General features: G+C 44.6%; 25 protein-coding genes. 8 read left to right on the plus strand and 17 right to left on the minus strand.

All coding sequences use genetic code 11. The features are described 5' to 3' along the window. The first annotated feature begins 202 nt into the window (after positions 1–202). Both metE and ACVFI8_RS14865 read left to right on the plus strand, forming a co-directional pair. Positions 203–2,485: a 5-methyltetrahydropteroyltriglutamate--homocysteine S-methyltransferase gene (gene metE, locus ACVFI8_RS14860; protein WP_457871774.1), complete on the plus strand. Its 2,283-nt coding sequence runs from the start codon at positions 203–205 to the stop codon at positions 2,483–2,485. A gap of 117 nt (positions 2,486–2,602) precedes the next feature. Beyond that, the gene (locus tag ACVFI8_RS14865) at positions 2,603–4,075 is read left to right on the plus strand and encodes an MATE family efflux transporter (protein ID WP_457871775.1); all 1,473 of its coding nucleotides are present in this window, start codon (positions 2,603–2,605) and stop codon (positions 4,073–4,075) included. On the opposite strand, the gene ACVFI8_RS14870 is transcribed toward ACVFI8_RS14865, so the two are convergent. Beyond that, entirely contained in the window at positions 4,072–4,308 is a 237-nt protein-coding gene (locus ACVFI8_RS14870; RefSeq protein ID WP_248712792.1) for a DUF2375 family protein, read from the minus strand. The genes ACVFI8_RS14865 and ACVFI8_RS14870 overlap by 4 nt on opposite strands. 156 nt (positions 4,309–4,464) lie before the next feature. Here ACVFI8_RS14870 and ACVFI8_RS14875 point away from each other — a divergent pair, with 156 nt between their 5' ends. Together ACVFI8_RS14875 and ACVFI8_RS14880 are read left to right on the plus strand one after the other, a co-directional pair. Next, entirely contained in the window at positions 4,465–5,178 is a 714-nt protein-coding gene (locus ACVFI8_RS14875; protein WP_457871776.1) for an HAD family hydrolase, read from the plus strand. A gap of 42 nt (positions 5,179–5,220) precedes the next feature. Beyond that, positions 5,221–5,898: a hypothetical protein gene (locus ACVFI8_RS14880; RefSeq protein ID WP_248712790.1), complete on the plus strand. Its 678-nt coding sequence runs from the start codon at positions 5,221–5,223 to the stop codon at positions 5,896–5,898. 50 nt (positions 5,899–5,948) lie between these two features. Here ACVFI8_RS14880 and ACVFI8_RS14885 read toward each other — a convergent pair whose 3' ends face one another. Both ACVFI8_RS14885 and ACVFI8_RS14890 read right to left on the minus strand, forming a co-directional pair. After that, the gene (locus ACVFI8_RS14885; RefSeq protein WP_248712789.1) at positions 5,949–6,143 is read right to left on the minus strand and encodes a DUF4250 domain-containing protein; all 195 of its coding nucleotides are present in this window, start codon (positions 6,141–6,143) and stop codon (positions 5,949–5,951) included. A 12-nt stretch (positions 6,144–6,155) separates the two neighbouring features. After that, positions 6,156–6,344 carry a DUF2061 domain-containing protein gene (locus ACVFI8_RS14890; RefSeq protein ID WP_248712788.1) on the minus strand — a complete coding sequence of 63 codons (189 nt, stop codon included), beginning with the start codon at positions 6,342–6,344 and terminating at the stop codon, positions 6,156–6,158. Between the two features lie 211 nt (positions 6,345–6,555). Here ACVFI8_RS14890 and ACVFI8_RS14895 point away from each other — a divergent pair, with 211 nt between their 5' ends. Next, positions 6,556–8,925, plus strand: coding sequence for a fatty acid cis/trans isomerase (locus ACVFI8_RS14895; RefSeq protein WP_457871777.1), 2,370 nt, complete (start codon positions 6,556–6,558; stop codon positions 8,923–8,925). A gap of 36 nt (positions 8,926–8,961) precedes the next feature. On the opposite strand, the gene ACVFI8_RS14900 is transcribed toward ACVFI8_RS14895, so the two are convergent. Beyond that, entirely contained in the window at positions 8,962–9,846 is an 885-nt protein-coding gene (locus ACVFI8_RS14900) for an AEC family transporter (RefSeq protein WP_248712786.1), read from the minus strand. A gap of 144 nt (positions 9,847–9,990) precedes the next feature. Here ACVFI8_RS14900 and ACVFI8_RS14905 point away from each other — a divergent pair, with 144 nt between their 5' ends. Further along, on the plus strand, positions 9,991–10,581 hold the full coding sequence (locus tag ACVFI8_RS14905; RefSeq protein ID WP_248712785.1) for a DUF4115 domain-containing protein: 591 nt from the start codon (positions 9,991–9,993) through the stop codon (positions 10,579–10,581). 62 nt (positions 10,582–10,643) lie between these two features. On the opposite strand, the gene ACVFI8_RS14910 is transcribed toward ACVFI8_RS14905, so the two are convergent. The 7 genes from ACVFI8_RS14910 to ACVFI8_RS14940 form a co-directional block, all read right to left on the minus strand. Next, on the minus strand, positions 10,644–10,916 hold the full coding sequence (locus ACVFI8_RS14910; RefSeq protein ID WP_248712784.1) for an oxidative damage protection protein: 273 nt from the start codon (positions 10,914–10,916) through the stop codon (positions 10,644–10,646). Positions 10,917–11,014: 98 nt separating this feature from the next. Further along, on the minus strand, positions 11,015–12,073 hold the full coding sequence (gene mutY / locus ACVFI8_RS14915) for an A/G-specific adenine glycosylase (RefSeq protein WP_248712783.1): 1,059 nt from the start codon (positions 12,071–12,073) through the stop codon (positions 11,015–11,017). Positions 12,074–12,083: 10 nt separating this feature from the next. Beyond that, positions 12,084–12,551: an Lrp/AsnC family transcriptional regulator gene (locus tag ACVFI8_RS14920; protein WP_248712782.1), complete on the minus strand. Its 468-nt coding sequence runs from the start codon at positions 12,549–12,551 to the stop codon at positions 12,084–12,086. Positions 12,552–12,633: 82 nt separating this feature from the next. After that, complete coding sequence (locus ACVFI8_RS14925) at positions 12,634–12,831, minus strand: hypothetical protein (protein ID WP_457871778.1); 198 nt, start codon at positions 12,829–12,831, stop codon at positions 12,634–12,636. Then, a complete protein-coding gene (locus ACVFI8_RS14930; RefSeq protein ID WP_457871779.1) occupies positions 12,821–13,600 on the minus strand; it encodes a Gfo/Idh/MocA family oxidoreductase in 780 nt (259 codons plus the stop codon). The genes ACVFI8_RS14925 and ACVFI8_RS14930 overlap by 11 nt, the downstream gene beginning before the upstream one ends. Then, a complete protein-coding gene (locus ACVFI8_RS14935; RefSeq protein WP_457871780.1) occupies positions 13,572–14,063 on the minus strand; it encodes a cupin domain-containing protein in 492 nt (163 codons plus the stop codon). The genes ACVFI8_RS14930 and ACVFI8_RS14935 overlap by 29 nt, the downstream gene beginning before the upstream one ends. A 69-nt stretch (positions 14,064–14,132) precedes the next feature. Further along, a complete protein-coding gene (locus ACVFI8_RS14940; protein ID WP_305883135.1) occupies positions 14,133–14,669 on the minus strand; it encodes a type II secretion system protein in 537 nt (178 codons plus the stop codon). A 78-nt stretch (positions 14,670–14,747) separates the two neighbouring features. Here ACVFI8_RS14940 and ACVFI8_RS14945 point away from each other — a divergent pair, with 78 nt between their 5' ends. Both ACVFI8_RS14945 and trmB read left to right on the plus strand, forming a co-directional pair. Next, positions 14,748–15,056 carry a DUF1272 domain-containing protein gene (locus ACVFI8_RS14945; protein WP_457871781.1) on the plus strand — a complete coding sequence of 103 codons (309 nt, stop codon included), beginning with the start codon at positions 14,748–14,750 and terminating at the stop codon, positions 15,054–15,056. A 114-nt stretch (positions 15,057–15,170) separates the two neighbouring features. Further along, complete coding sequence (trmB, locus tag ACVFI8_RS14950; RefSeq protein ID WP_248712778.1) at positions 15,171–15,905, plus strand: tRNA (guanosine(46)-N7)-methyltransferase TrmB; 735 nt, start codon at positions 15,171–15,173, stop codon at positions 15,903–15,905. 2 nt (positions 15,906–15,907) lie between these two features. Here the strand turns inward: trmB and hemW are convergent, their stop codons facing one another. The 6 genes from hemW to proC all read right to left on the minus strand — a co-directional run bounded on the left by hemW (position 15,908) and on the right by proC (position 19,927). After that, positions 15,908–17,062, minus strand: coding sequence for a radical SAM family heme chaperone HemW (gene hemW / locus ACVFI8_RS14955; protein WP_248712777.1), 1,155 nt, complete (start codon positions 17,060–17,062; stop codon positions 15,908–15,910). After that, entirely contained in the window at positions 17,056–17,655 is a 600-nt protein-coding gene (gene rdgB / locus ACVFI8_RS14960; RefSeq protein ID WP_248712776.1) for an RdgB/HAM1 family non-canonical purine NTP pyrophosphatase, read from the minus strand. Before rdgB ends, hemW begins: the two co-directional genes overlap by 7 nt. A 106-nt stretch (positions 17,656–17,761) precedes the next feature. Further along, entirely contained in the window at positions 17,762–18,196 is a 435-nt protein-coding gene (locus tag ACVFI8_RS14965) for a DUF4426 domain-containing protein (RefSeq protein WP_248712775.1), read from the minus strand. Between the two features lie 58 nt (positions 18,197–18,254). Continuing rightward, positions 18,255–18,542 carry a DUF167 family protein YggU gene (gene yggU, locus ACVFI8_RS14970; RefSeq protein ID WP_248712774.1) on the minus strand — a complete coding sequence of 96 codons (288 nt, stop codon included), beginning with the start codon at positions 18,540–18,542 and terminating at the stop codon, positions 18,255–18,257. After that, positions 18,543–19,088 (minus strand): YggT family protein, encoded by a 546-nt coding sequence (locus ACVFI8_RS14975; RefSeq protein ID WP_248712773.1) that lies wholly within the window; start codon positions 19,086–19,088, stop codon positions 18,543–18,545. Between the two features lie 17 nt (positions 19,089–19,105). Further along, a complete protein-coding gene (gene proC, locus ACVFI8_RS14980) occupies positions 19,106–19,927 on the minus strand; it encodes a pyrroline-5-carboxylate reductase (RefSeq protein ID WP_248712772.1) in 822 nt (273 codons plus the stop codon). Between the last annotated feature and the right edge of the window lie 21 nt (positions 19,928–19,948).

Here is a 19,948-nt window from a genome sequence, read left to right on the forward strand (position 1 = left end):
GATGACGTGATGCTTGCTTATCTTAACTTGAATATATTTCACCTGAAATTAGTCACTGTGATGAACGCGCCCCTTTTTAGACCTATAAAGCAAGGGTTGTTGAAATATATTCATTTTGGTTTGCGTTTTTTTCAATTGTGTTACTACACCTTGCTAGCCACTATTGTTCTATATACATCTAGACGGCTAAAAGGATATTCAGATGAGTACAACACATATATTAGGCTACCCACGAATTGGCAAGCAGCGAGAGCTAAAATTTGCACTAGAAGCTTATTGGCGAGGCGAATCTTCGCAGCAGCAATTACTTGAAGTGGGGAGAACAATTCGTCAGAAAAATTGGCAAGTTCAGCAAGATAACGGTCAAACATGGGTAACCGTGGGCGATTTTGCATGGTACGACCAAGTACTTAATACGTCGTTATTGTTGGGCAATATACCGGAGCGTCATCAAGTCGATAATCTTAACTTAGACAGTATGTTTGCTATCGCTCGTGGTCAGCAAAGCTGTGCTTGTAATCATGCCGCTTCTGACATGAGCAAATGGTTTAACACTAATTACCATTACATTGTGCCTGAATTTTCCGAGAGCAGCTGCTTTAGCCTACAGTGGCAGCAGTTGTTCGATGAGATTGAAGAAGCGCTAGCACTGGGGCATGCGGTTAAGCCGGTGATTCTTGGTCCGGTATCTTACCTATATTTGGGCAAAAATGACGACGCTGCGACAGCCGGTTTTCAACGTTTATCACTGTTACCGCAGCTATTAAAGGTTTATCGTGAAATCTTTCAGAAAATGGCTGCTTTAGGTGTTGAATGGGTTCAGCTAGACGAACCCGTATTGGGTTTAGAGTTAGAGCCACAGTGGCAAGAAGCGCTTTTAGATGCTTATCGTACCCGCATTAGTCCAACTAAGTTACTGTTAACCAGCTATTTTGCCGACGTACTCGATAATGCCGATGTCATTAAACAATTAGCGGTAGACGGCTTGCATCTTGACCTGAGTGCGGCACCAGAGCAACTACAGCAAGTGCTTACTTGGTTACCTGAAAAATGGGTGTTGTCGGCAGGGATAATTAATGGGCGCAATGTATGGCGTGCGAATTTGCCAGACTTAATTGAGCGCTATCGTTCACTAAAAGTACGTTTAGGCGAGCGCTTATGGCTTGCTTCATCGTGTTCTTTACTGCATAGCCCGCTAGATTTAGACAATGAAGATGGTTTGGGTGATGCCAAGTATCGTCTTGCATTTGCGCAACAAAAGTTGACTGAACTACAGCTATTGGATGACGCTATTAGTGGTGATGCTGATGCTTTACGGTTATCTCGTCAATACAGCGCAGCCTTACAAACACTTAACAAAAAGACCAACTCAGCGCTTCAGCGACGCCTTGATCAGCTTAACCCCGAACAGCGCCAACGTAAATTGACCTTTATTAAACGTCAAGCAATTCAGCAGCAAAGTCTGCAGTTACCTCTGCTACCAACCACGACTATTGGTTCGTTTCCGCAAACTGATCAAATTCGCCGCCAGCGTCGCGAGTATAGAGTGGGTACTTTAAGTCAGGTTGATTACGATGCCGCGTTGGCCAAACATATTGCTGATGCGATTAAGCGCCAAGAAAAGCTTGGCCTTGATGTATTGGTGCATGGAGAAGCGGAACGAAACGACATGGTGGAGTACTTTGCAGAGTTGTTAGATGGCTTTATTGTTAGCCGTTTTGCTTGGGTGCAAAGTTATGGCTCTCGCTGTGTTAAGCCGGCGATTATAGTTGATGATATTGAGCGTTCTAAACCGCTCACTATTGAGTGGACTCACTATGCTCAATCTCTCACCACTAAGCCGGTGAAAGGTATGTTGACTGGGCCTGTGACTATTTTAACTTGGAGTTTTGCTCGAGAAGACCTCAGTCGTGCTGAGATTGCAGAACAAATAGCTTTAGCTTTAAATGATGAGGTCAATGAGTTACAACAAGCAGGCATCAAGGTGATTCAAATTGACGAGCCGGCCATTCGCGAGGGGATGCCGCTTAAACGTAGCCAGTGGGAAAGCTACCTAGATTGGGCTGTATCAGCATTTAAATTATCAGCCGCTAGCGCTAAACCTGAGACTCAAATTCACACACATATGTGTTATAGCGAGTTTAATGACATTATGCCTGCTGTAGCTGCACTGGATGCTGACGTGCTAACTATTGAAACCTCACGCTCTGCCATGAGCTTGTTACAAGCCTTTGAGCACTTTGCTTATCCTAACCAAATTGGGCCCGGAGTATATGATATTCACTCGCCTAATATTCCAAGTGTGGCTGAGATCAAAAACTTGATTGATAAAGCTGCACAGTGGATCCCTTTGCAACGCTTGTGGGTAAACCCTGATTGCGGCTTAAAAACACGAAATTGGCAAGAAACTGAAGCGGCGTTAGAAAACATGGTACTGGCTACTAAAGAACTGCGGGTTAATTGGCCTAAGGGCCTAGCATTATGATCACTTAGTGTCACTTGCTGAAGCTTATAGCCCCTATAACTTAGGGGTTATTTGGCCAATGACTCCGGAGAGTTTTGCGCCTACACTAAACACTATCTTGTCGTGTCGTGAGTTTCTATGCCAAAGGCAAAGTTCATTTCTGGTGATATCTTCCGCCACATTGTGGTGATGTCTTCCACCAATGCTATTGGTTTAACCGCTTTATTCTTAGTTGATCTAGCCGATCTGTTTTTTATTAGTTTGTTGGGTGAAGCAGAATTAGCCGCCGCGGTCGGTTACGCTGGCACGATTGCTTTCTTTACTACCTCTATTTCGATTGGCCTATCTATCGCTATGACTGCCTTGGTCTCCAAGGCGATAGGTCAACAAGATAAGGCTCGAGCCAAACAATTAGTCACTAACATTTTATTTACCGGCTTTTTGATCAGTGCGTCTTTTGCTGGTTTGGTGTGGTATTTCTCACCCGAATTGTTAAGCCTGATTGGCGCAAAAGCTAGAACCCATGAACTGGCGGTAGGCTATTTGCGTATATTATTACCGTCATTACCTGTGCTGGGGTTAGCTATGAGTGCGGGAGCAGCCTTGCGCTCGGTTGGGGATGCTAAGCGGGCTATGTGGTCTACTCTTGCAGGTGGCGGTGTTAACGCTATTCTCGACCCGATATTTATCTTTGCTTTGGGTCTGGGCCTACCAGGCGCGGCTATCGCGTCGGTAATTGCACGGTTTGTGGTGGCAGGCGTGGCATTGTCAGGGGTGGTCTATAAGCATCAATTATTTGCTAGGTTTAGTGTTACTAAACTATTGGAAGACTTACGCGCTATTTTAAAAGTGGCTGCCCCGGCCATGATGACCAATGTAGCTACACCTTTGGGTAATGCCTACGTTACCGCAGCAATTGCGGTTTTTGGCGATGCCTATGTGGCTGGTTGGGCGGTGGTGGGACGAATAATGCCAGTGGCTTTTGGCATGATTTTTTCTTTATCGGGGGCGATAGGGCCGATTGTGGGGCAAAATTTTGGTGCGCATAATTACTCAAGAGTACGAGAAGCACTCACCAAAGCCTTGTGGTTTAACGGAGGGTTTGTGATCGCCGTGTCTTTCATTTTATTGCTTAGTCAAAATCTCATTATTAAGGTCTTTGGTGTTGGCGGTGAAGCGGCCACTGTGATTGGTTTTTTCTGTACTTGGATAAGCTTTAGTTTTGTATTTAACGGCGCCATGTTTGTGGCAAACGCTGCTTTTAATAACCTAGGTTACCCTAGTACTTCTACCATGATTAATTTCGGCAAGGCCACCTTAGGCACCATCCCCTTTGTTTATTTAGGTGGGCAGTGGTTTGGTCCCTTGGGAGTTCTTGGCGGGCAAGCGGTAGGCACTATTGTATTTGGTTTATTAGCCTTGCGAATGGCCTATTACATATTGGACCGTGTAACCAACAAACATCAAATTCACATAGCTGATCAGGAGCAAACGTTAGAGCCGAATGTTCCACTTACACCATTTAGCTCTAGTCGTGCTTATATGTGTGCAGAGGCTGAGGTAGATGGTATGAGCGCAAAGCAGACCGACGTTATAGATAGCAAAACTTAAGCGGCTGACAGTGGCTGAACATTGAAGCGGTCACCCAGCATATTAAGTAGCTCAACCTGACCGCTAATTACCGCCACTATTATCTTACCTTGCCGATGTTCAGCACTAATTACCACTCTGCCTTGCTGGTTTTTAACTTGGTTTTTAAGTAGTAAAGCGCGCAAGTGGTAGGGGTTATCATCAGGATAATAGAGAATGGTAACGTCAGTTAAATTGACTGTTTGAGTATTCATGTCTATCCCTCGGTTTTGCTTGTCTCCCTATCCAAACGTTAGCACTACAGGAATAGATCACTGCATTTATTCGCTATGAGAGACTCGTATGCTGTAAACAATCGTTGACTTATCTTTTGGGCTCGCTAATCTGGCTGAAAATTAGCGAGGCGATTTATGACACATCCAACTCCGGCGAGCATGCTGTTTTTCGATTTAGACGATACTTTGGTTGACGATACGGTGGCTACTGAAGCGGCGGTTATTGCTTTGTTTAAGCATTACCAACCCGAGCAACTGTCAGATGCCTTAAGTCACTGGAAGCGCGCACTTAAATTATATTATCCAGCATTTTTGCAGGGTAAATTAACTGCTGCAGAAATGCGTCAAGCTAGAATTCGCGAAGCTCTCCAGCTTCCAACAATCAGCAGCGAACGGGCAGAACAAGCTTTTGAGTACTTCATGCAACAATACATCGCCGCTACCCAGCTTTATCCTGATACTTTAGCCTGTTTAGAAGAACTACTACAGCATGGCTGGCGCTTAGCCTTGGTGTCTAATGGGCCTGAAGATATGCAACAGCGCAAGGTTAAGGCTGCTGGCTTACAGCCTTATTTCGAGTTTGTATTGACTGCAGAAGTCGCTGGAGCTGCAAAACCTGATGCGGCTATTTTCGAGCAGGCTTTAGCGCGCGCCAAGCTAAATGCAAACGCTGGTTGTTATGTTGGCGATAACTTAACTAATGATGCCAAGGGGGCAGTAGCCGCAGGGCTAAGCAGTGTTTGGTTGCAACGTCAATCGACAATCAGCCATGAGTTTCAGCCTTTGGCTGGCGTAACCTGGAAAATTTCAAGTTTGGCTCAGTTAACCCAGTGCATAAGCTTAAGGTAATTGTTTTGTTTTTTGGTCTGAATGGTTTGGTGAAGGGGTAACATGGCGATTAGCGGTTTATGGAATTGGTTGGCTGACAGTTTACGTTTTTATCGACAGCATTTTATCCCTTTGGCGTTGATGGTGTTGCCTTTTGCCATCCCTTTCGCCGGTATACAAAGTGGTTATGTGCAAAACTTGCCTGAGCAACCGACGACCCATTATTGGATGTTTGTGGGTTTAGGTTTGTTAATGCAACCGGTCTACCAAGGTGCCATCATCCTGTATATGCGTGGTCAAATAAAGCAACAGGTTTGGTCAATCAGTCGCTGTTTTCAAGCCTCTTTAAGCATCTGGCCAAGTTTGTTCTTGGTCGTGAGTGTAACTTTTGTTTTAGTCATGTTAGGCCTTAGTTTCTTCATTTTGCCGGGGGTTATCATTGCGAGTCGTTTGATTGTGGCTGATATACATTGCGTGTTACATAAAGCTTCACCCATGCAGGCAATTAGTCAAAGCTGGCGTCAAACCGAAGCCTATAAATGGCCACTGTTGGCTGGGGTGATTATTGTTGCGGGTATTACCACTATTCCAGTGTGGGGGATTCATCATTGGTTACTTGAACAACATGCCAGTGGCGTTTTAATATTTGCAAATCGGGTGATTGGCCAGTTGCTTGAAACACTATTATTAGTATTTGCCTATCGGGCTTACAGTGCAATTAACACTACTGCTGAAGAGTAGTCGTTTTATTATTGATACCAGCATCAAAGAAGCGAAACCCTAGACATAACTTACTCTGCAGTAAATTGTTGGTTGCTCTGCAGTGTATATCCGGCTTCAGTCAGCCGTTGTACTAGCGGTTGTGGTTCAAGTTCATAGAAGCTGCATAATTCACTAAAGCTAGAAAATTCATTTCTAATTTGCATATTAATAATACTAAGAAGAATATGAAGGTCCATGGTTTGAACCCGTTCTTGATCTAACATTTAGATGCTCCTTTAGTGAATTTGGGCTGAGTTTAAGCCCCATTTCAACCACGCTTTTTCGTGGAAGAAATAGGCCACGCTATTTACCGCTGGTTCTACGATGGCGACTAAACCGCCAATCATCATATCACCGGTCAATAACCAAGTGACCAAAAAGGCGATGGTAAAGTGCATGCTGGCAAAAGTAAGTGTTTTAGTCATCGTGTTGTTCCTCTTATTTTCCACATCTAAATGATAATCATTATCATTTAGATATTCAAGAAGTTTATCTGTTTTTTTATGTAACGCTGTGCTCATAACTTAAGCACATGTTTGATTAGTTGGCTTTGCTAAATTTTTGCTGAGTTGATGTATACTTAAAGCTCTAATAGTGGCGCATTTATGCCACTATTCGCGAAATCAGGAATGGACTATGTTTCGACGTTTTAATGTGTTCTGGGTGCTGCTGTTAGTCGCAGGTTGTTCCACCATTATTGTTAATCAGTTTGACCAGCGCTTTGGTAAAGCGTCGGTACAAACGCGTATGTATTCTGAGAGTTACCCTCCAGCGGCTGAGTTTATTAGTGATGTAAAACCGATCCTCGACCAACGCTGTGTCATGTGTCATGCCTGTTACGACGCGCCTTGCCAATTAAAGCTTACCTCAGCAGCAGGTATTGACCGCGGAGTGACAACAGCGAGGGTCTATCATGGTAGCCGGGTAACTGCAGCACCAACCACTCGTTTGTATACGGACGCTAGGTCTACTCAAATGTGGCGACAAAAAGGGTTTAATCCGGTACTGAACGAGCGCATTCAAACTGAGCACGCTAACTTGGAAGCGGGGGTTATGTACCAAACGCTTCAACAAAAGCGTGTTTATGGCGAGACCACAGACGAAATATTAGATCCTAAAGCTTATGATTTTTCACTTGATCGCGCTCAGCAATGTGTCGGTATAGAAGGTTACGCCAAGGTACAGGCCTCTCACCCTGAATGGGGCATGCCATATGGTTTACCCGCAATTAGCGATAAAGAGTTTGATACATTAACGGCTTGGTTAGCCAGTGGTGCGCCAATGGCAGATGATTTAAGTGCTCATCATAAACTCACTGATGAAGTTGAACGGTGGGAAGCTTTTTTAAATGGCGATTCTTTAAAAGAACAGCTAATGGCGCGTTATATCTACGAGCACCTGTTTATTACTCACCTGTATTTTGGTAACGATTCAAACAGTCGACCTGCATTTTTCAAAATGGTGAGGTCTCGTACCGCTCCGGGTAGCCCGATTGATGAAATTGCTACCCGCAGGCCTTACGATGACCCCGGTGTTGACAAGGTGTATTACCGCCTAGCGCCAGAGCGTGAGAGTATCGTGGTGAAAACGCATATTCCTTACCGCTTAGATCAAGCCCGTGCTGACCGCTGGACCGAGTGGTTTTTAAGCGATCAGGTGCAAGTTAGTGAATTACCCAGTTATCAGCCTAGTGTTGCGGGTAACCCTTTTGTTGCTTTCAAAGATCTCACGGTAAACGGTCGCTATCGTTTTCTGCTAGACGACGCTGAAACCTTTATTATGGGTTTTATGAAAGGGCCGGTTTGTCGCGGGCAAGTCGCGCTTAATGTCATTCAAGATCATTTCTGGGTGTATTTCGCTAATCCTGACAATGGTTATGAAAAGCAGCAGTCTCTATTTTTAGCTGACCAGAGTGAACATTTGCGCATGCCTTCTGTTGAGCAAAGTAACGTATTACCAATAAGTACTTGGGTAAGTTATTCAAAGCGCCATCATAAGTATTCGCAAGCTAAATTTAATGAAATTAAAAATTGGCTGAAAGAAGGTAAAGAATCACTCGATCTTCATTTGTTATGGGATGGTGATGGAGCGAACCAGAATGCGGCACTGACTATATTTAGGCACTTTGACAGTGCTAGCGTAGTAAAGGGGACCGTCGGAAAACAGCCTAAAACGGCATGGGTGATTGATTATTCTTTGTTTGAACGGATTCACTATTTATTAGTCGCCGGCTTCGATCCCTATGGCAATTTAGGGCATCAATTAGTGACACGCCTATATATGGACTTTTTACGCATGGAAGGTGAGTTTAACTTTGTGTCTTTGTTACCCGCTGAAGTACGTTATGACGAAATACGTAGTTGGTATGTGGGGGCAGATAAAGAAATTATTAAATTTGTTGAAACGCGCCCAGAAGAAGCCTTTTTCAAAAGCTCGGTTCAATATACCGATGACCGCGATTACAAGAGCCAGTTACACAATCAAATTCGCCAACAACTAGCGAAGGTGCTAAGTCGTAAGTACCAGATGAGTGCGCTTAACTACTCTAGGGAAGTGGCCGACTTTGCCACGCAATTAGAGGTTTGGCAAGGAGGCTCGATTAAGTGGCTACCTCAGGTAGTGTTTATTCAAGTCGATGACCCTGATGTGGCTGAACCAGCGTATTTCACGTTATTAAGGCATAACGCTCATGCTAATATTTCTAGTTTGTTTTTAGAAAATGATAACCGCTTACCTGATCAAGATACCGTGTCGGTTTTACCGGGCTTAGTGGGGGCTTACCCTGGTGCATTTTGGCAGGTCCAAAAATCTGAACTTAAGCAGTTACAACAGCAATTAGTGCAAGTGAGCAGTGAAGAAAGTTATCAAGCCTTTATGAAGCGTTATGGTATTCGCAGAACCAATCAAGAATTTTGGCCTTACAGCGATCGTTTACATAAGGCCTATTTGCAAGCTGAGCCCTTGGATTCGGGCATATTAGATTATAGCCGTTTAGAGAACCGTTAATCTCAGCGCCTCTAATAAGCTCAGGTTTACTTGGGCTTATTGGGCTTGAGGCAGTACCCAGAATAATGCCAGTGGAATAACAATTAAACTGGCTATGTTGCCTAACATTACGATTGAAGCGACCCGTTGAGGCTCAACCTTATATTGCTCGGCGACGATAAAGTTGAGCACTGCTGGTGGCAATGCGGAAAATAGAATCAGGCAAGACTGCTGTAATGGGGATAAAGGTAATACCAATATAGCGATACCCGCGCAGGCCAGGCCACTCAAGGGGCAAGCAATTGCCCCCAAGAGGCCTACTCGCCAATCTTTTAGGTTAACGTCGATTAACCTCACTCCTAGCGTAAACAGCATCAGAGGCACAGAAATTTTGCCAAGCATCTCGATAGGAATAGCCACGATGGCGGGTAAGCCTAAACCTGATGCGCTCCATAACAAGCCAGCTGCTGCGGCCACGATGACGGGAATGCGCAATGTACTGAATAACTTGGCATTTGACTCAATAAAGTACAATCCCACTGAAAAATGCAGCACCATTTCTACCACAAATAAAATCACCGCAATGGGCATAGCGGCTTCGCCAAAAGCCAGAATAATCAGCGGCAACCCTAAATTACCCGCGTTATTAAACATCATCGGAGGAAGAAAAGTACGGGCTTTTAGTTTGCAAGGTTTTAGTATGGGCCACAGAAGTAAACCTGAGCCCAGCACCACCCAAATACTGGCCACAAGTAGTTCTGAGTAATCAGCCAGCTGCAGCTCGGTGGTGGCTAATACCGAAAAAACCAGCGCAGGGCAGAATATTTCCATATTCATTCGATTAGCGGCACTAATATCAGGGCGATGTTTACGTCCATAGAGTAGTCCTAATACCACGATAAGGACTAGCGGAGCCACAATATTAATTATTTGCCAGATCACAAACTCTACCTGTAAGTAAATGCTCGCTCAGCTTAGCAGAAAAAAGATTTAACACTAGTTAGCGAAAGGGCTAATGCTTGAAGCTTGCTAGTGCAGGCGTTAAGCAGCTATGCTAAATAGTATTGTTTAATCAAAGAGGCATCGATGTTTAATCGTTCAGGTGTATTTGTGTCACTGATTATCGTTTGCATACTGGGTTTACCTTCAGCCGCAGCTGAAGATGAATTTGATATGGATATGGATATGGATTTCCCTGAGCCAGATATCAGTGAAGCTTTTCCTGAACAATACCCAGAACAACCAGAGGCGGAAGTGTTGCCTGAAATAGACGCCCCAGAAGTAGAGCTGCCGATAGCTCCTCCTCCCGGAGAAGTTATCCCGCCTGAAGAAATTTTACCGCCGATCATTGTATTGCCTCCGCCAATTTATTGGTTAGATGATCCTTGGGATAATTGGTATCCTCACGATTATCCGCGCCATTATTATCGGCCAGCGTCTATTAGTGTTCGGGTCAATGGTGGGGTGAGAATTCGTATTGTTGATAGTGAGCAGCGTACCTTGGTCAATGACACTTTGTCCGAAGGGGCTTTTATGCAATGGCAAGGCCAGGCTCCTTTTGCCGTAACAGTGAGTGACCCCGCGTTAATCGCCATTAGCTACCAAGGAAAAACAATTGATTTAAGTGCTTACAAAGAAGCTGAAAGTGCCTATTTTCAGGTGCCGCCGAATCCGTAATCGTGAATTTAGTTATAAAAAAACAGAGCTTGTGCTCTGTTTTTTTATGCTGAAGCCTCGGTCTACTTGCTTGGTGGTGTGTAGCCTTCAATATCAACTTCACCATCTTCAAATAAGTATTTTACCATTTCAGCTTGTAGTAGTTCTCGATCGTCTTGATTCATCAAATTGAGTTTCTTCTCGTTGATGAACATGGTTTGTTTTTTCTGCCAATCAGTCCAGGCTTCTTTACTGATGTTGTCGAATACGCGTTTACCAATATCACCGGGGATCAATTGAAAATCTAAGCCATCGGCTTCTTTTTTTAAACGTTGGCAAAATACTGTTCTAGCCATAATTATCCCTTATTGCTATATGGTGGCTTAAGTTGTCCCGAGCCGAGCTTATTAAACACAGCCTCAATGGAAACCGTGCTGATCTGTGAACATTTCAGTTAAAGCGCTTTAGCGGCAATGTTTAACAGTTTTTCGGTAACTGCGGCTAAGCCGACTTTCGACGGTTGTTGCATGTTATACCAAAGATGTTGATTGCCTTCCATTACTTGTAAAGTCGGCGCTTCGCTTAGCTCAATTAAAGAAGCTTGAATATCTAAATGGTAATGACTAAAAGTGTGGCGCAGTGGAGCCAATTCATAAATAGCGTCAGCGGACATATTCCGCTGGCTTAACCATTCAGTGATACTGTCTTCTAGCTCTATTTCAGGAAAACAGTATAAGCCGCCCCATAGGCCTTGCATGGGGCGTTGATACAGTAAAAATTGCTGACCCCAGTGTAAAATTAGCATTTGTACAGGTTTTTCAGGGAGTACTTTTTTAGGTTTTTTCCCTGGGAAGTCGGTTTGTCGCTGAAGCTTTAGTGCTTGGCAATCTTCGGCGACAGGACAGTCTTCACAGCGTGGTTTACTGCGAGTGCATATCATTGCCCCTAAATCCATCATGGCTTGATTATAAGCGGTGGTTTGCTGCTTGGGGGTATTCGCTTCGGCAAGCACCCATAATTGATTTTCAACGGGCTTTTTACCGGGCCAACCGGCAATGGCTTGGTGGCGCGCTAATACCCGCTTTACGTTACCATCTAAAATGGCATGTTCTTGACCTAGCGATAGCGATAACACCGCGCCAGCGGTAGAACGGCCTATGCCGGGTAGGGCAATGACTTGCTCGATACTTTCAGGAAATACGCCCTTATAGTCGTTGGCAATGGTTTGTGCTGCTTTGTGCAGATTACGCGCACGCGCGTAATACCCCAACCCCGTCCAGAGGTGCAGCACTTCGTCAGTATCGGCTTGTGCAAGGCTGGTTACGTCAGGGAAGCGCTGCATGAAACGTTCAAAATAGGGGATCACTGTGGCGACTTGAGTTTGCTGCAGCATAATTTCAGACAACCACACCTTATAAGGGGTTTTGTCTTGTTGCCAAGGCAGGTGTTTACGTCCTGCACGATGGTACCAATCCACCACTCGTTCAGAGAAGGCTGGAATATAGTTGCTCATGATGGGGATATTAGCTCAAATAATGGGTAGGTAGGGAGGTGGTAGATTTCATAACCTCCATAGAAAAGGCCGAACTGACATCGGTAAAAGCCAAACGTTCTATCAGCTTTTTGTAAACCTTGTCGTAATCATTAATGCTAGGCACTACCACTTGCAGCAAGTAATCGATACTGCCGCTCATTCGATGGGCTTCAATGATCTCTGGAATGTCTAGAATTGCTTGTTTGAATTGATCAAGCCATTGTTGATCATGCTGTGAAGTTCGAACGCTAACAAACACGGTGACACCTAAGTTAAGTTTATTACGATCTAACAGCGCTACTTTGTGGCGAATAAAACCGGCTTGCTCAAGTTTTTGGACCCTTCGCCAGCAAGGGGTTGCAGACAACCCAACCCGCTCGGCAATGTCATTGAGCGGAATACTCACATCTCGTTGCAGCAAATCGAGTATCAACTTGTCTTTACTATCGAGTTTCATATTTTACACATTGAACAATTAGTGGAAGTAAGTTCTATTTTTACGCGCTTAGCTTGAATTAACAACCGCTAACTTTGTGAGGCTAATTGGGTTTGGAGAACAAGGCCTGCTCTAACCAAAGCGCTTTGCTTGCATCGAAGCCACCTAGCTTAACAAACTCGGCTTTGCTGAGATGGCCGCGAAACTGCTCAATCATCATTGCGGTAGAGCGTTGGTTTGCTTCAATCCAGCAATCAGCTTGACTAAACTCACCTTGGTTTTGTGGTTTATTATTTAACATGACAGGCGAGAATCGCCAAGGTCGGCCAGGAAATGTACTCGCCTTCCACGGAGAGTTTTTCAGCGCCAAAAGCAATCTCTATTTGATGAAAAATACCGAGTTCTCCACCCAAAGTGAAATCGATATCTATGCGGTTGTTGGCACATTCAAGTTGCAGCGATAAGTGTTGCCCATCTGAGGTTTTACGCGTTTGCTTTGGCTGGCCAAAGCGATGTAATAACCAAGATAAGGGGTGGCTGGAGGTTTCTAAAAACCATTGCTCAAGGGTGAATTTAAGCGGCAAATTAACTTGCGAGCTTAGTGTTATATGAACGGGTTGTGATTGTTCAGCGACAATGCGATCAACTAATCTAGCGCTGGCAAGATGGCTAAAGGCGTAGTTCACCCACAGTCTTTCTGGCCAAGCATAATCGCTTGTTGAAGGGCTCAAGCCCAGCAATGGCTTCTCGCAAATAATGGCGCAATGCTGAAAATGTTGGATAAGGGCTTGGTGAGTCACAGCAGGGCTTGCCACAATCACCAAATCCACGGTGGGGATTTGCTGAACGTCATTACAGGCGTGGGCTATGTTGTGTTGCTTTGCTAGATGTTGAGCTTTAGATAAATCTAAATCGACAATGGCGCTGACGTCAATATTGCTGTTACGCAGAGCGCCTAAATGCACCAAGCCCCAATTACAGCCAATAATCGCCGCTGAGTTAATCTGATACTTGTTATCATTTGCTACCACTGGTTTATCTCTACGTGTTGGCTTTTGCTGCAACCACAATAAAGCGAGCGCCTTTAGCTCCCGCTTTTACAAAATGGCTTTGTCCTGGATGAATGCAATGGGAGTCGCCAACTTGCAAACGCTCGGTTTGCTGCTCTTTGCCATCGACTAAGGTGATGTGTAATTCGCCACTCAGTAAGTAATAGACTTCTTCGGTGTTAATATGCTGATGCAAACCAATGCTGGCGTTCGCCTCGAGACTTGAATCCATGACTAGCTCGATACCGCTGTGTAAAATGCCTTCTGCTTTGTCTGGCTCTTCACTGTATATCCAGGTGCCATCTAAACGTCCTTCACCTTGCATATCATTGGGTGCCTCAGAGTTTAAATGGGCTGGTTGGTAAACCACAGAGGCCATATTTTTAGCTTGCTTAAAACTCTGCCCGTCACCTTGATAAGCGGGGGCGTCACCATCATGAAATTGCTGTTCGTGAAATACTCGTGAAGAGGGTTTTGATTTCATGTTTGTTTCCTTAATGGTGTTGCGTTTAGTGTAGTTCAATCGCCTAGCGGGGAGAAGTGCAAACTCAGTTTAACAATCACTGGTTTTAATGGTGACCGAAGGGCCGCTGCCATTTTCTTGATTGGTGTAAAGCGCATGGCAATTAAAAAAAACACTTTTGTCGGCTAAATCCTCAGAGTAAAAAATGTAGATACGGTTAAGTGCGGTAGATTTATCAACAAAAAATGGGGCTGCATCGTTATCTGCTATGATGGTGGTTAGCGCCACTGAGTCAATATCTAGCCAAGCTTGCACCTGTTGATTGAGTTCTTCAAAACTATCGCCACCATCTACCGCGGGGTAACCGTTGTATATCGGCAAAGGGTGACCAAGGTAGGTGATTTCAGTATTGCCCGTCGTTTTGTTTTCTAAGGCTGACTGAATATAGACCAGCCTTAAACCTTCCTGCATTGCCCCCCCAAGGGATTCCAGAATAGCCGTTTTACTATCGGTTTTTAAGTTAATAAATTTGGGCGCAACTACCACAGCCAACACGGCTAGAATAATCATCACCATAACCAGCTCAATGAGAGTAAAAGCTTGCTGGCTCCAGCTATTAATTCTCACTCCTTGAACCTCCCTCTGATTGTATAATGATCCGTTTATTGTTTTATTATAGATATTAGGTAACAAATCGGAGTATTTATGCTGGAATTACGCCCTTGTTGTGAGCACTGTAAAACAGACTTAGCTACCAATGCGACTAATGCGATGATCTGCGCTTTTGAATGTACTTTTTGCGTAGATTGTGTCGAGCAGGTATTACATAATGTTTGCCCTAATTGTGGCGGCGGCTTTTGTTCTCGGCCAATTCGGCCTAAGCACGATTGGGTAAATGGCAATAACGTGGAAAATTACCCAGCCAGCTCAGCGATGGTGTTTAAACCGGTCAACTCTGCAAGTCAGCAAGCCTTAATAAAGCGCTTGGCTGGCATCTTACCCGAGCAGCGTTAACAGAAAACTTCTCACGCTTTGGCGTGCAAAGCTTGCACAAATGTCAGAACTTTGGATAATGCCAGCCCTGTTCTACATTTAGAATGTCCCTGCAAAATCTAGTCTGGAATTATCATGAGCGAGCAAGACCAAAATTCATCTCCTGAGGCCTCTCAAGAGCAAGTCGAAGACAAACGACTTCGCAAAATTCGTAGCTTTGTAAAACGCGAAGGTCGCTTAACTAAGCGCCAAGAAAACGCGTTGACCGAGTTTTGGCCAAGCTTAGGCTTAGATTATCAAAAAACCAATTATTCGCTCGAGCAAGTGTTTGGCCGTGATGCTAAAACGGTATTAGAGATTGGTTTTGGTATGGGTGCATCTTTAGTCGAAATGGCAAAAAATGCCCCAGAGACTAATTTTATTGGGATTGAAGTTCACCGCCCAGGTGTGGGCGCTTGTATGGCCGATGCGATTGACGCAGAGATTAAAAACCTACGGGTATTTGAGCACGATGCGGTTGAAATTTTAAACGATAGCATTCCTGATAACAGTTTAGACACCGTGCAATTGTTCTTTCCTGACCCATGGCATAAATCTCGCCACCACAAGCGCCGTATTGTTCAGCTTGAGTTTGTTGACGTATTGCGCAAAAAACTAAAGATTGGTGGTGTATTCCATATGGCAACAGATTGGGAAAATTACGCAGAGCACATGCTTGAAGTAATGCAAGCAGCGCCAGGCTATAGCAATACTTCTGAAACGAACGACTATGTGCCACGCCCTGACTGGCGCCCACTGACTAAATTTGAAAACCGCGGCCATCGATTAGGCCACGGTGTATGGGATTTAATTTTCGCCCGTAAAGCGTAAGCTTAATCCGTAAAACAATTAAGGAGGTCGTTTAGAAATAAACGGCCTTTTTTTGTAACCTGCCAGTGGTCAAGATTGTCAGTTAGTAGACCCTGCTGTTTAGCATCACTTAGTGATTGCTCAAGCTCTGTCAAGCCTAAGCCCGTTAAGTCAATAAACTCAGCCTTAGGAATGTCCTCAAATAAGCGTAAGCGATTTAAGAAGAATTCAAAAGCCAAATCATCAGCGTCGACAGACCACTGTTTAAACATAAAATCACGGCTTGCTTCTAAGTAACCTTTTGGGTGTTTTACCTTCTCAGTTCTGATTAATTGCTGATTCGTTAAGTCAGTAATTTTACCGTGAGCACCACAACCAATACCTAAGTAGTCGCCAAAACGCCAATAATTAAGGTTGTGCTGTGAACGATCATTTTCACGACAATAAGCAGACACTTCATACTGATCAAAGCCAGCCTGTTGCAGTTGCTGATGACCTTGCTCATAAATATCCCACAATAAGTCTTCATTGGGCAGTTTAGGTGGGCGAGAGGCAAAGGCCGTGTTGGCTTCGATAGTGAGCTGATACCAAGACAAATGGCTAGGCCCAAGAGCAAAAGCTTGTTGTAAGTCTTGCATCGCTTGCTCAAGGCTTTGATTGGGAAGTCCATGCATCAAATCGAGATTAATTCGCTTAAAACCCGCCTGCTGAGCAAACTCAAAGGCGCGCATCGCTTCATCACCGTTATGAATTCTACCTAGCTTAGCTAAATGTTGCTGCTGAAAGCTCTGTACCCCAATGGATAAGCGATTCACTCCAGCCTGGAAATAGCCTGCGAAACGGTCTGCTTCTGCGGTACCGGGATTTGCTTCCATCGTCACTTCTGTGAGTGGGCCAAGCGTTAAGCGTTGTTTGATACCATGCAGTAAGTCATCAATGGCGTCGGCAGAGAGTAGGCTAGGCGTGCCTCCGCCGATGAAAATACTATGTAATGCCCGCCCGTTCATTGCTGGGAAACGGGCTAAGTCTGCGTCTAAGTCTGCCAGTAAGGCTTGGATGTAAGCCGTTTCAGGAAGCGCTTGTTTTAAGCCATGGGAATTAAAATCACAATAAGGGCATTTTTGTACACACCACGGTACATGAATATATAGGCTTAGCGCGGGGCTTAGCGTTAGCATATCTCGGTTTCCATCTGAGCAAGCAACTGGCGCAGCGCCTTACCGCGATGGCTGAGAGCATTTTTTTCCATTTTAGTTATTTGTGCGGAGGTAGCTTGGTGTTGTTCAACCCAAAACACCGGATCGTAACCAAAACCGCCGGCTCCGTGGATTTGTTCTGTGATAGTTCCACGCCATTTTCCATGGCAAATCAGCGGTGCGGGGTCATCGGCATGGCGCAAATACACTAATACGCAGTGAAACTCTGCACCACGTTGCTCTTTGTGAGCATCTTGCATGGCGTCAAGTAGCTTTAACACGTTGTCGTGGTCACTGGCATCGCTACCTGCATAGCGTGACGAATACAAACCTGGCGCACCATTTAAGTAATCGACCGCCAACCCTGAATCATCGGCTATGGCGGCTAAGCCGGTAATTTTTGCGGCATGACGCGCTTTAATAATGGCGTTTTCAACGAAGGTTGTACCGGTTTCTTCAGCATCCTCAATGGCAAATTCACTTTGGGCGATGATGTGTTTTTGCAAAGGCTTAAGTAGGTCTGACAATTCGGCTACTTTGCCTGGGTTACCCGTGGCGAGTACAACTTTTTGCATGAGGGATCCTATGATTGGTTTGACGGATGAGGCATATACTATGCGAGTAAATGGTTAGCAAAAAGCCCTAAGTAAGTCGATCTAGTCTGATTGAAGCGCTATGGTACTAATCAACGTAAAACTTTTGTTGAAACTCGAGTGTTTGTTGGCGTTTACCGTCATCGATGATGATTTTAAAACGAAAGGTTTCTTCATTGCTATGGCGCAGTTGTGCGATGTAGTAAACCGACTCGCCTTCACGAATTTCTTTAAATTCTAACTCGCTTTGGCTACCAATTAGGTTACGTGCGGTTCCGGAGATTTTTACCGCAACCGCGTTTTTATCTGCTGACTTGCTGTCTAACACTGAAATATTAATCAAGCCGTTATAACGGCTACGCTGTAGACCATAAATTTTGGCCACTTCAGCAGGGATAAAGGTAGAGTTAAAAGCGACATAATGCACTTCATAATCACCTAAAATGGCTTTTTGCTCTGCATGACTGGGTAGGGTAAATAACATCAAGCTAGAGATTAAGCTTATTAGCAAAAACTTACTCATAGTGGTGACCTTTTAAACAAATGTGGTTTTAGTATAGAAAGACTTTAGTCAACAATCCTTACAACAAAGCCGCAATAATCTCTGGTATTGTCGTTGGGTTGGTGATGCTCACTGTTTTGTGACGGCCAAGCTCACCGCGAACAATTTCGACGTGTGATTTAGCCACTTTACATTGCTTGGCTAAATATTTAATTAAATGTTGATTGGCTTTACCGTCAATAGGAGGCGCGGTAATGGCGATTTTTAGCGCTTCGCCATGCAAGCCTATAATACTGTCACGGCTAGCCTTAGGTTGCACGTAAACCTGTAATAGCAGGTTTACGCCATCTTGACTGACCGCGGGCATTTATAACATCTGCCAAAATGGAATCCAGCCGCTTAATAATATATTTAAAAAATTAAGGGCAATAAACAATACCAATACCGATAAGTCGAGACCGCCTAATGAAGGTAGAATTTTTCTAATAGGTGCCAACATCGGTTCGGTTAACTGACCCAGTACATATTCAACCGGGCTCCGCCCTTGGCTTACCCAACTAAGAATGGCCCGCAGTAAGAGTACCCAAAATACCATCATGCCAGCTTCTTTAAACATATTTACCACTGCTAGAATAGCTAAGGTGGGTACATCTATGCCGCCGGTCATCAGCATTAATATTGCCCATTTTGCAGCCACCACCAATAAAGCAATCACCACCGCTGCCCAATCAACACCTGCAAAGCCAGGAATAATGCGGCGTAATGGCACCACCAAAGGATTAGTCGCTTTTACTACAAACTGACTAAGAGGGTTGTAAAAATCAGCGCGAGCTAATTGTAACCAAACCCGTAGCAATACGACTATTAAATACAGGTCAAAAACTGTTTTTATAAGAAATTCAAACGCTTGCATAACTTCCTCAAAACTTATTAAAATAAACTTTCCATTTCTTTACCGCGTTCAATGGCGGCGTCCATGGCGTTAGTCACAATAGTACGTAAACCTTGTTCTTCAAATACTCGAATTGCTTCAGCAGTTGTTCCTCCCTTAGAAGTAACATTGGCCCGCAGTGTCGCTAAATCAAGGTCTGGATTAGCTGCAACGAGCTCGGCACTGCCTAAAGCGGATTGTTGCACCAACATCCGCGCTTGCTCGGGGCTAAAACCTAAGCGCTCTGCGTGTTGCTGCATGGCTTCCATAAACAAGAAAAAGTAAGCCGGCGCGCTGCCTGCTGCTGCAATGATATGATTTATTTCATCTTCTTGTTTTACCCAGCAGGTTTCACCCACGGCTTGCATCAACTGTTCAGCAGCCTGGCTTTGCTCAGCGCTAACATCACTTGGAGCATATAAACCAGTCATACCTCGGCCCACTAACGCGGGGGTATTTGGCATAGTACGCACAATCGATACCTGTTCACCGAGCAGACCTTTTAAGCGCTGTACACTAATGCCAGCAGCAATCGATACGAATAACTTGTCACTTAAGTCTGTAGCTTGCTCGGCGATGGCTTGGCATACCACAGCCATCAACTGAGGCTTTACGGCTAATACAATGAGATCACTTTGCTCAATAGCCTGACTATTATCTCCAGTGACATTTACACCAAATTGCTGTTGTAGTTTTTGTTGTTGTTCAGAATTTGGATCGCTAGCGGTAATACTGCTAGCACTTGCGCCGTTAGCGATTAGGCCGCCAATTAAACTGCTGGCCATGTTGCCGCCACCGATAAACGCAATTCGAGCTGTCATGTTGGTATTCCTTTGTTATTT

The sequence above is a fragment of the Agarivorans sp. MS3-6 genome (assembly GCF_054112545.1).

Excerpts from the sequence above, each read along its gene's own strand:
- metE (WP_457871774.1), top strand. The coding sequence starts at position 203 with ATGAGTACAACACATATATTAGGCTACCCACGAATTGGCAAGCAGCGA.
- ACVFI8_RS14920 (WP_248712782.1), bottom strand. The coding sequence starts at position 12,551 with ATGAAACTCGATAGTAAAGACAAGTTGATACTCGATTTGCTGCAACGA.
- ACVFI8_RS14890 (WP_248712788.1), bottom strand. The coding sequence starts at position 6,344 with ATGACTAAAACACTTACTTTTGCCAGCATGCACTTTACCATCGCCTTT.
- ACVFI8_RS14945 (WP_457871781.1), top strand. The coding sequence starts at position 14,748 with ATGCTGGAATTACGCCCTTGTTGTGAGCACTGTAAAACAGACTTAGCT.
- ACVFI8_RS14875 (WP_457871776.1), top strand. The coding sequence starts at position 4,465 with ATGACACATCCAACTCCGGCGAGCATGCTGTTTTTCGATTTAGACGAT.
- ACVFI8_RS14965 (WP_248712775.1), bottom strand. The coding sequence starts at position 18,196 with ATGAGTAAGTTTTTGCTAATAAGCTTAATCTCTAGCTTGATGTTATTT.
- ACVFI8_RS14905 (WP_248712785.1), top strand. The coding sequence starts at position 9,991 with ATGTTTAATCGTTCAGGTGTATTTGTGTCACTGATTATCGTTTGCATA.
- ACVFI8_RS14870 (WP_248712792.1), bottom strand. The coding sequence starts at position 4,308 with ATGAATACTCAAACAGTCAATTTAACTGACGTTACCATTCTCTATTAT.
- proC (WP_248712772.1), bottom strand. The coding sequence starts at position 19,927 with ATGACAGCTCGAATTGCGTTTATCGGTGGCGGCAACATGGCCAGCAGT.
- ACVFI8_RS14975 (WP_248712773.1), bottom strand. The coding sequence starts at position 19,088 with ATGCAAGCGTTTGAATTTCTTATAAAAACAGTTTTTGACCTGTATTTA.
- trmB (WP_248712778.1), top strand. The coding sequence starts at position 15,171 with ATGAGCGAGCAAGACCAAAATTCATCTCCTGAGGCCTCTCAAGAGCAA.
- mutY (WP_248712783.1), bottom strand. The coding sequence starts at position 12,073 with ATGAGCAACTATATTCCAGCCTTCTCTGAACGAGTGGTGGATTGGTAC.
- yggU (WP_248712774.1), bottom strand. The coding sequence starts at position 18,542 with ATGCCCGCGGTCAGTCAAGATGGCGTAAACCTGCTATTACAGGTTTAC.
- ACVFI8_RS14925 (WP_457871778.1), bottom strand. The coding sequence starts at position 12,831 with ATGTTAAATAATAAACCACAAAACCAAGGTGAGTTTAGTCAAGCTGAT.
- ACVFI8_RS14910 (WP_248712784.1), bottom strand. The coding sequence starts at position 10,916 with ATGGCTAGAACAGTATTTTGCCAACGTTTAAAAAAAGAAGCCGATGGC.
- ACVFI8_RS14885 (WP_248712789.1), bottom strand. The coding sequence starts at position 6,143 with ATGTTAGATCAAGAACGGGTTCAAACCATGGACCTTCATATTCTTCTT.
- ACVFI8_RS14935 (WP_457871780.1), bottom strand. The coding sequence starts at position 14,063 with ATGAAATCAAAACCCTCTTCACGAGTATTTCACGAACAGCAATTTCAT.
- ACVFI8_RS14880 (WP_248712790.1), top strand. The coding sequence starts at position 5,221 with ATGGCGATTAGCGGTTTATGGAATTGGTTGGCTGACAGTTTACGTTTT.
- ACVFI8_RS14895 (WP_457871777.1), top strand. The coding sequence starts at position 6,556 with ATGTTTCGACGTTTTAATGTGTTCTGGGTGCTGCTGTTAGTCGCAGGT.
- hemW (WP_248712777.1), bottom strand. The coding sequence starts at position 17,062 with ATGCTAACGCTAAGCCCCGCGCTAAGCCTATATATTCATGTACCGTGG.
- rdgB (WP_248712776.1), bottom strand. The coding sequence starts at position 17,655 with ATGCAAAAAGTTGTACTCGCCACGGGTAACCCAGGCAAAGTAGCCGAA.
- ACVFI8_RS14865 (WP_457871775.1), top strand. The coding sequence starts at position 2,603 with ATGCCAAAGGCAAAGTTCATTTCTGGTGATATCTTCCGCCACATTGTG.